The sequence below is a fragment of the Gilliamella sp. X-23 genome (genome assembly GCF_057063545.1).
Genome location: NZ_JBXSQG010000005.1, coordinates 89,151 through 102,020, shown reverse-complemented (window position 1 = coordinate 102,020; position 12,870 = coordinate 89,151). Strand labels below are relative to the sequence as shown.

10 protein-coding genes are annotated in these 12,870 nt (G+C 34.1%); 4 read left to right on the top strand and 6 right to left on the bottom strand.

Translation table 11 applies throughout. The features are described from left to right. Nucleotides 1–102: 102 nt before the first annotated feature. On the top strand, nt 103–954 hold the full coding sequence (locus tag ACYH9I_RS05045) for a heme/hemin ABC transporter substrate-binding protein (protein WP_483559381.1): 852 nt from the start codon (nt 103–105) through the stop codon (nt 952–954). Between the two features lie 106 nt (nt 955–1,060). Then, entirely contained in the window at nt 1,061–3,364 is a 2,304-nt protein-coding gene (locus tag ACYH9I_RS05040) for a TonB-dependent receptor domain-containing protein (RefSeq protein ID WP_483559380.1), read from the top strand. A 712-nt stretch (nt 3,365–4,076) separates the two neighbouring features. On the opposite strand, the gene ACYH9I_RS05035 is transcribed toward ACYH9I_RS05040, so the two are convergent. From ACYH9I_RS05035 to ACYH9I_RS05025, 3 genes are all read right to left on the bottom strand, one after another. Next, a complete protein-coding gene (locus ACYH9I_RS05035; RefSeq protein ID WP_483559379.1) occupies nt 4,077–5,513 on the bottom strand; it encodes a hypothetical protein in 1,437 nt (478 codons plus the stop codon). Nucleotides 5,514–6,369: 856 nt separating this feature from the next. Continuing rightward, on the bottom strand, nt 6,370–7,020 hold the full coding sequence (locus ACYH9I_RS05030; protein WP_483559378.1) for a hypothetical protein: 651 nt from the start codon (nt 7,018–7,020) through the stop codon (nt 6,370–6,372). 415 nt (nt 7,021–7,435) lie between these two features. Beyond that, nucleotides 7,436–7,885: a hypothetical protein gene (locus ACYH9I_RS05025; protein WP_091349688.1), complete on the bottom strand. Its 450-nt coding sequence runs from the start codon at nt 7,883–7,885 to the stop codon at nt 7,436–7,438. Nucleotides 7,886–8,237: 352 nt separating this feature from the next. Between ACYH9I_RS05025 and ACYH9I_RS05020 the strand changes: the two genes are divergently transcribed. Beyond that, a complete protein-coding gene (locus tag ACYH9I_RS05020) occupies nt 8,238–8,810 on the top strand; it encodes a serine acetyltransferase (RefSeq protein ID WP_483559376.1) in 573 nt (190 codons plus the stop codon). Between the two features lie 259 nt (nt 8,811–9,069). On the opposite strand, the gene ACYH9I_RS05015 is transcribed toward ACYH9I_RS05020, so the two are convergent. Then, a complete protein-coding gene (locus tag ACYH9I_RS05015) occupies nt 9,070–9,501 on the bottom strand; it encodes a hypothetical protein (protein ID WP_483559374.1) in 432 nt (143 codons plus the stop codon). A gap of 952 nt (nt 9,502–10,453) precedes the next feature. Between ACYH9I_RS05015 and ACYH9I_RS05010 the strand changes: the two genes are divergently transcribed. Continuing rightward, nucleotides 10,454–11,161 (top strand): CatB-related O-acetyltransferase, encoded by a 708-nt coding sequence (locus ACYH9I_RS05010; protein ID WP_483559373.1) that lies wholly within the window; start codon nt 10,454–10,456, stop codon nt 11,159–11,161. Nucleotides 11,162–11,172: 11 nt separating this feature from the next. On the opposite strand, the gene ACYH9I_RS05005 is transcribed toward ACYH9I_RS05010, so the two are convergent. Beyond that, entirely contained in the window at nt 11,173–11,607 is a 435-nt protein-coding gene (locus tag ACYH9I_RS05005) for a tail fiber assembly protein (RefSeq protein ID WP_483559371.1), read from the bottom strand. Between the two features lie 2 nt (nt 11,608–11,609). Next, on the bottom strand, nt 11,610–12,860 hold the full coding sequence (locus ACYH9I_RS05000) for a prophage tail fiber N-terminal domain-containing protein (protein ID WP_483559369.1): 1,251 nt from the start codon (nt 12,858–12,860) through the stop codon (nt 11,610–11,612). Between the last annotated feature and the right edge of the window lie 10 nt (nt 12,861–12,870).

The window sequence follows — 12,870 nt, the reverse complement described above, 5'->3', positions numbered from 1 at the left end:
TTTTATCGTTGCAAAAATAAATATTACTACGTTATTGATAATGGTTATCATTTTCATTATAGTATTTCGATTAAAAAATAACTAATCAACAGGAAATAAACGATGAAGAAAAATTTTTTCGCAAAATTAGGACTATTTTTATTCATTTTCGGCTTTAACAGCTTTATTAATTTAAGCTTTGCGAATGAAAGAATTGTTATTGCTGGAGGCTCTTTAACTGAGATTGTTTTTGCCCTTGGTGCAGGCGATCAGGTTGTTGGTGTGGACAAAACAAGTATTTATCCTAGTAAAGCCAAACAACTTCCCCAAATTGGTTATTGGAAATTGTTAAATATTGAGGGAATCTTATCGCTTAAACCATCGCTATTTATTACATTAAGTGATGCCGAGCCTGATAACATCATAAGCCAAGTCACTCAAGCGAAAGTTGATGTTTTATCGTTACAACGAGTACCGGGAACGACCGAATTACTTTATGCTAATATTGAGAAAATTGCCGACAAATTAAATAAACAACCACAAGGGCAACAATTAATCAACAAAATAAAAACCAACCTAACAAAAATTCAAGAAAAAATCAGCAATCACCCTAATAAGCCAAAAGTCCTTTTTTTAATGAGCATGGGTGGAACGAATTCGGTCGCAGGTAAAAATACCACCGCCGATGCCCTCATCACTATCGCAGGGGGGGAAAATCTTGCCAAACATACAAGCTACAAAACCTATACAGCGGAATCCCTAATTGCCATGGATCCTGAAATTATTGTATTAAACAAACATTCAATTGAACAATTAGGTGGAATGGAAAAATTAAATACTATTGCAGGAATAACAGAAACATCGGCTTATAAAAATCACCGCATTATTGCCATTGACGATAGCTATCTTTTTGGTATTGGACCAAGAGTTGACGAAGTTGCCCAAATACTTTATCAACATTTTTATCCTCAATAATATTGGATAACTAATTTGTAACATAATAATTATATTTAATTTATAACAATTTTAAGCGAAGCAATTGAAGCGTATTATTTAATTTATTATGTTTGAAAGGAATAAAATGCTTAACTTTACTCATTTTAAAAAAACTAGCACACTGGCTTTAAGCTTGTCCTTTATCATGCCCGCAATCGCAGCAGAAAATAATGATAAAGAAAAGTACAATGACGTCATGACAGTCACTGCACACGAAGCAACAAAAAAACCCGGCACCAATGCCGAAATTTCTGAACAAGAAATCAGACGCGATGGCGGAACCAATTTTGGCACACTTATGCGCTATCAACCACTTATTTCAGCGCCGGGGAACATTTCAGGATCTGGCAGTGGTAAAAGTAGCTGGGATCGAGGTGGATTTACTGGCTATAACATTCGCGGTTTAGATGCCAACCGAGTTTCCATCGACATTGACGGCATGCCCTTACCCATCGCACAAGGACGCGTCAACTCAGTAGGTCGAGCTGGATTTGGTACTTACGGCATTGGGCGTGATTATATTGATACCTACATGTATAACAGAGTCGATATCCAATCAGGTGCAACACCCGTTAGTAATGCTAACAATACATTAGGAGGATCGGTATCATTCCAAACCAAAACTGCAGGTTACTACCTATACCCTGGTAAAACAAGCTACTTTGGCTTCCAAAACAATTATGACAGTACCGATAGAAGTTATCATCAAGGATTAACCATAGCAGGTGGCGACGATTACCTTAATGGCATTCTTGTATTAAGTCGTCGTGATGGTCAGCAAGGTCGCAATCATGGTGATTCAATCAACAATTACCCAGAAAATTGGCATTCAAACTCAATATTGGCTGGATTCGGATGGCAAATGAATGATGAACATTTACTTAATACCACGGCTGATTACAACGGCAAAACCAAAAATTCACATTACGACACATGGGATAAATATGGTAAAAAAATCGAATCCTTTGATCACCAAAGAAGCAAAAATAACCGTTTTAATCTAGCCATCAAAGAGCAATGGAAACCAACCAACATTAGCTGGATTGATAGCTTAACCACCCAACTCAATTATCAACAAACTCACGTTTACGATAATACAGACTTAAAACACACATCTAGAGGCAATTTCAACACACAAACACACTACAACACCAAGGCTTATAACTTTATTACAACCCTCTTAAAAAATTATGAAAATCAAAAAATCAGTGCGGGTTTAAATACAAAATGGAGCAAAGATGAATCGCCATTTTACACATCGGCAAAATCACAATATGGAAGAATCTTTCCGGATGGCGATTACACCAAACCTCAAGCTGATAGCCGCAGTTATCAATTAGGTGGATTTGTTGAAGATCGTATTAGTTTTAACGTCAATAACAGCAATAACTTCTATTTGGTCCCTGGAGCAAGAGCGATATACCAAAACACCAAACCGCGTCATCTTGAAAACATGAGCGTAACAAACATAAACTCAAGTCAACTTGGCAAACAGTACAACGGCAATAGTGATTTTAAAATATTACCATCCATGTCATTAATGTATGACATCACCCCAAATATGACCACTTACTTACAATACAAACGTGGCGCACAAATGCCAAATCAAAACCAATTATATGGTTCATATTTAGCGCATAGCCAAATGTATGTACTCGTGGGTGATTCTAATCTAAAAACCGAAACCAGTGATAATTTTGAATTAGGACTAAAAGGACAACCAACGGCAGGCGTTACATTATCAACGGCAGCTTTTTATAATAAATACAAAAACTTCATTGCTTATTCTCGTTACAAAAAGAATTTTGTCGGAACAGGTAACCGTATCGTTTATCAATCGGAAAACCGAGATAAAGCCTACATTTACGGTGCCGAACTCAGCAGTGAATTTAATATAGGCACATGGTTTGAATCTATAAACGGTTTAAGCGCAAGACTTGCTGTCGGCTACAACCAAGGTAAATCAAAATCTAGCTATCTAGGCGACAAATATATCGAAATGGACACCATCTCACCATTAAAAAGCATCATTGGTCTAGCATGGGATGACCCTAACAAATACTATGGTTTCGCATTGACCACAACCTTCCAAAAAGGCAAGAAAACAGACGGCACAACGCGTGAAACCTACAACAATGACGGTAAGCCAATCAAAAATTCAACCGATGACTATTTTAGAATTGCAGGACATGGAATTGTTGATTTAACAGGTTATATTAATATCACTAAAAACGTAAAATTAAGCGGTGGTATTTATAATCTGACCGACCAAAAATACTGGGATTACCTAAGTAATAATAAACTATACAAAACATCAAATTATAAATATCTAGAAATGTTTACCGCACCGGGTAGGACATTCCAATTAGGTATGGATATTGATTTTTAATTGTAAATCAAAAATGATGTGTTGTTTTGGATCAACCCGTTTAGGCGGGTTGTTTTTTTTACGTTTTTTTTGGTAAAATTACGAAAAATTTTAATAAAATCAATAAAATTACCAACCACTCTTTAGCAGTTAAATGGCTATTGCCTAGAGTAAGTTATTATTGATTTTGCGGACTTGTTGGTCATCAGCGTCCTACCGTAGTTATGTAAGTAATTGATTTGTTTAAAAACAGCAAAATAAAAACTTCAATAAAATCAATACCTTTCCTGACCGATTTTTGGATAATTATTGCGTTTCTTTTGATAAAAAGTAACTTATAAAAACCACTCAAGGTTATGTTGCCTATCTTATTCCGTCGTTATAAAGTGCCAATAACAGAGCGAGATCAGCACGTCAAACAAGAATGATAGCGATGCTATGCTTCAATCGGAAACACAAATTTGTCTGAAACAAATTTGAATATAGGTGGCTTCAAAGAGATAAGTAGCGTAGTAACCGCAGACCATGTTCTGTAACTTAAAGCGAGGGGGGAGGTAAGGAATTCGCTTTAATTGTTTAAACTCGGACGTGGACACTATAACTATTTTTTTCACTAAAGGTCAAAACATCCTAAACCTTACCACACTAGAATAGACTGTAGCTTTCAATCGCAACAGCGCGGAGAGCGCTGTTCTTTGATATCATCTCCCTCCCTTTGCCAAAGGACTAAAAGCTAAGGTGAGGTGCAAACAGCATAGAGGTCACTGGATGCTAGGTAACTATAAACGACACCGCCACCAGAGCTGACAGCAAACGGAGTACTACCTGCTACGTCGCTTGCCCAATAGTAGTTATAAACGAAACCCACATCAGCGTAATAGTTCATGTAGCCCCACTCAGTGAAAAAACCTGCACCTATATGACACATGTAATTATTATCAGATGACCTAGGCGTGGCGCCATCTATACCTCCATAGCATGGGAAATAATGATGCACACCACATTTCGCGTTAGTCAAATCCTTTACCTTAGCAAGACGATAACCCAAACGGCTACACCAAGATATTTGATTAGACTGGGTATCGTGTTTACCACCGCGATTGACGAACCACTGCCTCAACACAAATCCATACCTCACCTCATTACCACGACTATCCCTTCCCACCAACTCAAAAGTCTGCGGCAAAGAGGGTACAGTTAGTGGACTAGGATTTGCTGAACTTATCTGACTACTATCCGCTCTAGGACCATTTAACATTACCCGTGTTACATAATGGGATTTATCACTAATCCAAATATCAGCCGGTCTGCTATTTCTCTCCGGATCTATGAATGAACCAGAATGGGGCCTTGTCCAACTCACTGTTGCCCTTATACTACCATTCGTGACAACAGACCACATCAACTCACTTCCATCCACTCCACCTATATCTAAATCAAAATACAAACCATCTAAACCCGTTGTCGGAAAATTAAGATCATAAGATGACAAACTTGTTGACTGAACTAAAAAACCCCTATTTTGATCCCAAATGCTTGCTGGACCAGCAAGGCTAGGATTATCTCTAAAATCAAGATTACCACCGCCATATATCAAATTCACCCTTACGTAACAGATTTTTGGCAATTCATTTGGATTGATATAATACGACACCGTACTACCACTGAAAGTACTGTTATTCGGTACACCATACTGTGTAGCTAAGCTGCCTCCAGTACTACTTAATGTTACCTTATAAGGCGCATCACATATATCTAATGTATCGCTACGACTTACTGTATGGCCATTCTTGTCAGTGAAACTTACCGATATACTCCCCGTCGCTGTTATGCCATTTGCACCCTGTCCATCTCCATCATCATCCCCCCAATAATGATATCTATTCACTAAATCATTTAAATTCAATAAATTAGTCGATGAAGGTACCGACATACTTATATCGCCCAAAGTTCTTCCGTTAATTAACTTTATCGGATTTGTTGCGTCTGATGTATTAGTTGACGGCGTGATGGTTCTACCATCTGGCAGTGTAATAGTCAATAAACTATCCACTGAAGTCGCCCTAGTTCGACCACCATCAAACGTTAAATAAGGTGCATTCCCCTCAATAACCTTTGTGGTTTGCGCCGATAATGCCTGAGAACTTTGCGAATACAGTAATAGCAACAACGGTACAAAAACCAACCATGGCTTGAATAATTTAGACAATTTAGGTAGGAGAAGTAAGCTCTTCGACCTCAGCGATGAAGTCAGGTTCGATAACTTTGGTGATAAAAATAAGAATTGAGTCTGATTTCGACTACGATGATATTGAAAAAGATTTAGGGCGTAGATTTGGCAGGCCAGATGCTAAGTATGATAGCGCATTTCGATTATCCTGTCAAGTAACTTTTTGTTTTATTTATACTTTTATAATTAACCGCTCAACTAATGAGCATTTCCTTGCTTTAAAAGTGCTTAAATTATAGCCGATTGAAAAATAATGTGCTAGTTTTTTTGTTAAATGGATAAGTTTAAGCTTGTGTTGACGTATTTTGGGGGATGGTTTTGGTGGTATTTTTGACTAAAAACCACCAAAAAAAACTTCAATAAAATCAATACCTTTTCTGACCGATTTTTAATTGGTTATTGCTAATAACGATGTATGTGCAATTATTTTTTATAGTTTTATCCAAAAAACGATTGAATATACATAACTAATGACAATAAACATAATAGAAAAAATACCTAAACCATAAGAAAACTTATTCTTACTTGATTTTACAAGTATAATTCCTACAATCAATAAGGAAAGATAAAAATACCAGAAATGCATTGGTGCATAAACAAAGATAACTCTAAGCAAAAAATAAACTATGTTAACTAAATCCCATTCGTACATTTAATTTATCATCCATTAATATTTTTTATTTATTATATATTCTTTTTTCATTATTACTATCAGCAACTATTTTTAGTTTGTGCTATATATTCATAATGTAAAAAAATATCGTGCTGTTTTCTTTCTATAAAAGATTGGAAACGATTATTTTTCTGGTAACGACATAACCGCTGTTTCTTTATATTCTTTTGTCTTTTTATCCCACTCTTGTAATCTGAATATACAAAAGGATTTCTTTTTATCCTCTATTGGGTTAGCACCGATAGATAGCAAGTAATCGGTATCTTTTTTCGGTATAAATACTATTTTTTTGTTATTCCAGTTACATGTAACCAATTCGGCGTAACCTCGATGGAACCATCCCGCTTCTTGTTTTTTATATCTATAAACAGCCACATTAAAAATAAACGGCTTATCTGGCACTATATTGAGCTGATTTATTGGTTTTGCATTTTCATCCGAAACGTGTACGTCATGAATGTCGGTAACAATAGGCGCATAAGTTTCATCACCAAATCGATAAGCCATGAAATATCCTAATTTACGTGTATTTGTTTCGTCATATACACGTAATCTGCTTGCAGTAAAATCATCTGAGCCCACTTGTACTACAGTAATCCTAGCCTTAGGTTGTTTACCTTTTGGCTCAACATCTGAATAAAAACGGGCTTTTGCTAAATATTCTTCTTGCCTTTTTTTTGCGCTATCAGCTTGTTTTGTTGCGGTATCTTGTGCACAAGATGTGATTAATAGCGAACAGATAATAAAAATGGATAATTTGAATAATTTATACATTATTTTCTCTCATTATTTTTATAGTGAATTCAAAGGATAATATATATTTCAATTTAAAGAAAGAATTTTAGTTTTTATTGAGTTGATTTGATTAACGTTAATTTTATCCTCAACAAAACTCTAATTTGTGAACTATGGCTTAAAATTGCCTTAAGGTAATATCTTTGATAACTCATGACCTTAAAACTAAATATTTATCAACCATTTTGTTAACTCTAAAAGCCTTAATTTGGGTCTGATGATTTTGACAAATTGATTTATTTCTAACTTTTTAATTATTTTTGTAAGTTAGACGCAATCTGAAATAAATCACATTATTGGTCACTGTTCCAATAAAAATAGAATGTTTATTTAACTTACAAAAAATATTAAATATATTATAGACAAACCCTCTTAAAGGGTTTGTCTATAACTGTTATTTCATTCTGGTGCAATTTGCCTCTTCTTTAATTTTATTATTCGATGAACTATATTCGATATCTTTAGTTATTGTTTCTCGCTCATAAGTCAAAATAAATTTATCATTGCTTTCTTTTTGTAATGATCGTGTCTTTTTGCTAAAAAAGTAATCCGTTTCTTCTTGTTTTGTTTTATTATCATAAGTTTCTACAAGGCTTTCTTTGTCCCAATGTCCTGTTTTTAGATTTTTAGAATATAAAGAATTATTCTCATATTTAAATGACATTAACACATATTCATCATTATATTTTTTTTTAAATTCCTCAAAACCATTGCCATTCCAATCAGAGTTATAGAATGTCACTTTACAACTCCATTCGCCTACAAACATTTCATCCGATACTCGTTTTTCACCACAACCAGATAAAATTATTCCTAAGAAAGCAACTAAAAATATTTTTTTCATACCATCTCCTTAATTAAATCTAGATAATAGTATGAAACTTATCAATTAATAGCAATAAAAAAATCCTCATCAAGTAATCCTACAGATGTTTTTTTTAAATCATTCAACAAAATAAATTTACTTTCGTTTTATATGTGTATGACACCGGAAGATTATGAAATTAAGCAACCCGAGGAGAATGCTATATTATCAACAGCGACGACGAGCACAATTATGTGTTCTATCAAACGCAGAAAGCGCTATATGATATCGCTGATTTTGTGATGTTAGCTGATGCTGTTGAGTATTGTAAGTTGAAGATTGATAGTGTGTTTGTTAATATCTAAATTATCAAATTAAATTGAGTAGCGCTATGAAGTATATACATATAATTAAATTTTTAATGACTCATGATTTAACGCATTTGAAAGAGTGCTGGCGAGCTGAATTAACAAGGCGAAAACAAATATCATTTTATCGTGTTTTAATTTCATATATCAGAACAGATTCAACACATAAAAAATACTTATTTTGGTGGCGTTTAGCTCATGAAATGTATATGTATGGAAATAAAAAACAAAAAGAAACCTCTTGGAAAATACAAAAAAAATTAATATATAGATTTAAAATTGATATCCATCTTGGTGCAAAAATAGGTAAAAATGTGTCTTTCCCTCACCCTTATTCTATAACTATTGGTGAAAACGTAATAATTGGTGAAAATCTTATTATACATCAGAATGTCACAATAGGATTTGGGCATGGGCCTATGCATATTATTATGGGAGATAATGTTTATATTGGTGCTAATTCACTGATACTCGGTGGTGAAATAAAAATAGGCAATAATGTAAAAATCGGCGCGATGTCATTTGTAAATAAAGATATTCCAGATAATTGCACTGTTTATACGAAAAAAACACATACAATTATCCAGAATAATTGATTATTACTGTGGTTTTTCTGGCTACTTGATTTTAGGTTCTGCATCTAAATCAATGCGATCTAATAATGCCCTATTTTTTCATTCTTGTAACTAATCTTCTTCGCCTGATACTCATAACTCAAAATCCATGATTTGCTAAATGATCTTATTCAAGGTTCTTATCACATACAGATGGAACCTCATATCAATCCTCATCATATAAGCATAAATTAGCTATTTACAAGCATAGGTATCCCAACAATTGCTACCATTTTGATCGCTAATTTTTCTGCCTAAAACATGTTGTTGTCCAAACATCTAGCTCGCTAGGTTTTTTTGTTTGAATATATCTAGAACTATAAGTGTGTACATATTTAAATTCATCATCTGAAACATATTGATATTCCCATATATATTCGTACTCAATGTTTTTATCTAGATTATGATGCTCTTTTCTATAGCGTTTAAATGAAAATTTTTCCGGTGCTAAATTATAAGATTGTTTCGTCATTGAGTTGTCTTCATGTTTTTCATATCTTATGGGGATGTCATTTATCTCATAATTTCTTTCGTCATTGGCATTTTTTCCTATATTGTATACCCCTTGGTTATGACATATCCATTTCCCAATTAGCATATCTTCTGTAACTTCAGGCGAACATCCAGACAAAGCAAATGCCATTAGTAAAAATGCAACTATCCTTTTTAACATTATTATTCCTTTTTTATTATTATAAATTTAAATTATAACAAATCATTCTAGATAGCTCATTTATTATTTGTTTTTAGTGTACTTCTCAATAACATTTAGCAAATACTCTTTATATCAGATGCTGTCGTCGAACATTGATATTTTTATTGTATTTAGATGGTCATTAACCATTCCCAATATTGTCTTCTAATTCAGTTAAGTAATAAGAAAACTCAATTTGCAGCCATGTCTTCTATCCTCTAATATTCTGTTTATCAATTATCTTTAATTTTTGGCAAGATACACAGCTACTTGTAAATGTAGCTGATCTCTTTTCATAATAATGAATTTGAACTCTATTTAGAATAAAAATTAAAGCACAGTTAATCTGTAAAATCCAACTTAAGCAGTTAAATTTTATAAAACATTAGAAATTGGTTTAACTTATTGATTTTAATGGCGTCCCCTACAGGATTCGAACCTGTGACCTACGGCTTAGAAGTGCCTTAATATACTAAAATATATTAATTGAAAAACCTTAATAACACTAGAAACAACAAGGGCTAGCCAAAATTTCAATTAGTAGATTTTAATAGATTTTAGTATATATTAATAAACATTTGTGTCACAAAATGGTCACACCATCTTACAACCGACCTTCCAAAATTTCACATCAAAAAACAATCAATATAAAATAACGAAAAATAAATTTACTTTTGTTTTATATGCGTATGATGCCCGAAAATTTTGAAATTGAATTGTCGGGCGAATGATACATTATCAACAGCGACGACGAGCACAATTATGTGTTCTATCAAACACAGAAAGCACTATATGATATCGCCGATTTTGTGATGCTACATGACGCTGTTGAGTATTGTAAGTTGAAGATTGATAGTGTGTTTGATCATTAATATTTTGCTATAATTTTATTTTGTTTGGAATAACCGATTTAATTACATGGGGTTTAGATATGGGATTTAGATATTGGATTTATAAAAAAACCGGATTAAAACTACGCAAAAATTTAGATTACAGTTCTCAGATAACTAAATCAATTGAAGAAGCAACGATAAATTACGATCAAAATGTCATTGAGGATAACTGCAATCTTTTAGATAATATTATTCAGAAACCTAAATTAATCGCTGAAACAGCGACAATTTGTCCTCAAGTCGTCATCGACGATAACTGTAGAGTTGATGAGCATTCTTATATTGTTAGTGGTTTAGTTAAAAACACACATATTGGTAAGTACTGCTCAATTGCAACAAACGTTACAATCGGCGCAGATAAACACCCCACGGACTGGTTATCAATACATCCATTTCAATATAATGAAACTGACAAGTTCAAACCACTAGAAATCACAACAATTGGTAATGATGTCTGGATCGGAGCAAATGTTGTTATACAAACAGGGGTAAAAATAGGCGATGGAGCAATTATTGGTTCATCAGCAGTTGTCACTAAAGATGTCCCTCCCTATGCTATTGTTGCAGGCATTCCAGCAAGAATTATACGATATCGTTTTTCAAATGATATCATAGAGAAATTACTGGAATTAAAGTGGTGGGATTTAGAACATCATTTATTAAACAAAGATGTCATTGACTTTAACAACATCGAAAAAGCTATCGAACAAGTTGAAACAATAAAAAATAAAGATAAAGTGGCATAATTGCCACTTCTTTACGGCTTGTCTGGAAATACTGCATTAATGTCTGATACATCAACACGCATTAACAAGATTCGATATTTTTTCCACTCTTTTAACTGCGCTTCTTCGTCGGCTTCTTGCATATCAAAATCGATAATATCTTGCAAAATAGCTATTTTTTCGCTGGCTTCGTTGATTAATGAATTTTTTGTAATTGTATTTTGCTCACAAAGATATTGATTACGCTCATTAATGTCTTCAACCCATTTTTTACCATCCCACTTGTGAAAAGCTGATGGCTTCGGATCTGAGTACGTTAAATCACTAAATATAATGCAGCCTGCGTTTATTGCGTTATGCAATTCATCGTGCTGTTTAGCTGTGATTTCTACAGCATCAGACGGTATTTCGTTGTTAATTTCATCTATATAAAATGATTTTGTTGTATGACTGTAAAAATGTTTCATATTTAAAATCCTATAGCTATGTAAAGAAAACCTGTGTTCGCGTAGCTACCAACTGGATCTTTTCCCCAACACTTAAACTGAGAGCGAGATATTGGTGATGCTGCTGTAGAATTAACTCCAGCAAACAAATCATTCGTCACTATTGATAAACAAGCATTTGGGAATACTGTAAAAAATGTTTGAATAGACCCACCGAATCCTGCCCCAGCCAAATATTGTCCTTCCCCCCATTGGATGATCAGTCCATTGGCCATTTTCGCATAACCATTTTTAGCAAATACTGCTGCATATTCTGCGCTGCTAATCAAGTCAGAGTTATTAAACTTTGGGCGCTGTTTAAAATTCGTTTGTTCACCTACCATGTAAATAGGTGAACCGTTCACATCCTCTTTAACGGCAGGAACAGCGCCAACATCATCAGCAGTTGGTTTATTATTCGGCGAGTAAACTCGTTGGCCTTGTTCATTTAGAACTTTTACATCTAATGAGCCATTAATTGACTGATTATCTACACCAGATTTTTTTATGAAAACTGTAGTATCAATTGATAGCGCAGCGTTTTTAGCGTCATCTGCTGATTTTTTAGCATTTTGTTCAGATGTTTTAGCGTTGCGCTCAGATGAGCTAGCAACATTTGCGCTATTACTAGATTGTTGAGCTGAGTTATGTGACGCTGTAGCTGATGAACTAGCACTATCTGCATATGATTTTGCTGAATCTGAATGTGATTTAGCTGATTCGCTAGCATCAGTTGCTATTGTTGCTGATTCACTTGCTGATCGTGCTGAGTTGCTTGCATTAGCGACCAAGCCTTCAACTGAATGCGCTATATTTTTTGCATTAGTTTCGCTTATTTTTGCGTTCGTTTCAGATGTTTTACTATTCTGTTCTGAATCTGCCGCTTTTTCAGCAGATTTATTAGCATGATTACGAGCATCAATAACTTGTTGCAGTATTTCAGGTGTTATCTCACTCTCCGACGGGTTAAGTAAAAAATCATTTAATGAGCCGTCAGATGAGTCAGAAAAAACTTGAATTGTACCCAGCCTTTTTGGTGGGAATCCATTTATAATCAACTTTACTTCATAATCACACGGCAAAACGTTCATTATGTAACTACCGTTACTTGCTACTTGAAATGCTTGCGTTTGCGTTAGTACTTTGCTTGTTGTTTTTTTTGCGCATAACTCAATAGTGCAGTTGTTAATAATATTACCTGCGCCGTCTGTTAAAACGCCTGATATTTTTGCCATAATTTTCTCC

Bases quoted from the DNA above. Each gene is read 5' to 3' on its own strand.
- ACYH9I_RS05010 (WP_483559373.1), top strand. From the start codon at position 10,454: ATGGGATTTAGATATTGGATTTATAAAAAAACCGGATTAAAACTACGC.
- ACYH9I_RS05040 (WP_483559380.1), top strand. From the start codon at position 1,061: ATGCTTAACTTTACTCATTTTAAAAAAACTAGCACACTGGCTTTAAGC.
- ACYH9I_RS05045 (WP_483559381.1), top strand. From the start codon at position 103: ATGAAGAAAAATTTTTTCGCAAAATTAGGACTATTTTTATTCATTTTC.
- ACYH9I_RS05005 (WP_483559371.1), bottom strand. From the start codon at position 11,607: ATGAAACATTTTTACAGTCATACAACAAAATCATTTTATATAGATGAA.
- ACYH9I_RS05000 (WP_483559369.1), bottom strand. From the start codon at position 12,860: ATGGCAAAAATATCAGGCGTTTTAACAGACGGCGCAGGTAATATTATT.
- ACYH9I_RS05025 (WP_091349688.1), bottom strand. From the start codon at position 7,885: ATGAAAAAAATATTTTTAGTTGCTTTCTTAGGAATAATTTTATCTGGT.
- ACYH9I_RS05020 (WP_483559376.1), top strand. From the start codon at position 8,238: ATGAAGTATATACATATAATTAAATTTTTAATGACTCATGATTTAACG.
- ACYH9I_RS05030 (WP_483559378.1), bottom strand. From the start codon at position 7,020: ATGTATAAATTATTCAAATTATCCATTTTTATTATCTGTTCGCTATTA.
- ACYH9I_RS05015 (WP_483559374.1), bottom strand. From the start codon at position 9,501: ATGTTAAAAAGGATAGTTGCATTTTTACTAATGGCATTTGCTTTGTCT.